Here is a 1,318-nt window from a genome sequence, read left to right as displayed (position 1 = left end):
TGGGCTTGCCCGCAAGTCGTTGACGGTTGATCAAGCTGCTTGGGCTTGATCCGTGTGTTCTTCAGTCTCGGCCTGGTCGCGCTTGATCGTGTTCTCGAACGTGACCGGGCTGGTGTAATCGAGGCTGGAGTGCAGCCGACGACGGTTGTAGACGATCTCGATCCAGCGAGCGACCTTATGGCGTGCTTCGGCCCGGGTCGGCCAGGACCGGCGATCGTAGAACTCGGTCTTGAGCGTGGCCCAGAACGACTCGGCCATCGCGTTGTCCCAGCACACGCCGGTCCGGCCCATCGACTGCAGGATCGCTAGCTCCTCGCAGGTCTCGAACAGCATCTGCGAGGTGTACTGGACTCCGCGGTCGGCGTGGAACACGAGGTCATCGGGGATAGTGCCGCGCAGGGTGTGGGCCATGCGCAGCGCCCGATCCACGAGGCCGGCGTCCTGGCAATCGTCCATCGCCCACCCCAGCACGCGCCGTGAGTGGCCATCACGGACCGCGGCCAGGTATAGCCATCCCTCGCCGGTGCGCAGGTAGGTGATATCGCTGGTCCAGACCGCATCGAGTCGTCCTTTGTCCCACTGCCGCTGGGCATGATCCGCGAAGCCGCGGGCTGCGGGGTCCTGGATCGTGGTCACCGGGGTGAACATGCGCGGGCTGATGCCCTCCAGGCCCTGTCGGCGCATCGAGGCAGCGACCGTCTTGCGGTCGACCTCCACGCCCTTAGCGGCGAGCTCGCGGGCGATCCGCGGGGCCCCGTAGACGCCATCGGAGGCACGGAAGGCATCGCGCACTGCCTGATCGATCTCGTCCCGGCGCCGGGCCCGCGGGCCAGGACCGAGCTCCCGGTGCTTGCGCCAGGCGTAGTAGCCCTGACGCGTCACGCCCAGCAGCCGCGCCATGCGGGTGATCTCGAAGTTCGCCTTCTCCATGTCCATCAGTTCGAACCGTTCCGTCGTGGTGGCTTCGACGCGAAGAAGGCGGCTGCTTTTCCCAGGAACTCGTTATCCGCCTCCAGGTCATGGACCCGCCGCCGCAGGCTCTTCAGCTCCTCGCGCTCACCGGTCGTCAACGCCACATCCGGGCCCGGTGGCGGATCGCGGCGCTCGCGCTCTTGCTGGACCCAGCGACCCAGCAACTGCGCGCCCACGCCGATCTCCTCGGCCACGTGCACGATCGGCCGATCCGTATCCAGCACCAGAGCCGCAGCCTCCCGGCGGTACTCCGGCGTATACCTGTTCCGCTTCGCCATAACGACAACCCTCCCGCAGGCCAGCACGACCCGCCATCTCAGGCGTCAACAACAGGAGGGTAAGCCCA

At 66.9% G+C, this 1,318-nt stretch carries 1 protein-coding gene; it reads right to left on the bottom strand.

Translation table 11 applies throughout. The features are described from left to right. Nucleotides 1-30: 30 nt before the first annotated feature. Nucleotides 31-1,250 (bottom strand): IS3 family transposase gene (locus INT51_RS21925; RefSeq protein ID WP_370540850.1). Its coding sequence is split into 2 segments (ribosomal slippage): nucleotides 31-980 and nucleotides 980-1,250, totalling 1,221 coding nucleotides; the frame shifts between segments, so codons are not numbered across the junction. Nucleotides 1,251-1,318: the final 68 nt, after the last annotated feature.

Origin of the sequence: Brachybacterium sp. FME24, assembly GCF_014897705.1 — a bacterium.
Lineage (GTDB): Bacteria > Actinomycetota > Actinomycetes > Actinomycetales > Dermabacteraceae > Brachybacterium.
Note: the sequence above shows the minus strand (reverse complement) of the source record. Positions and strands in the feature narration are given on the sequence as shown.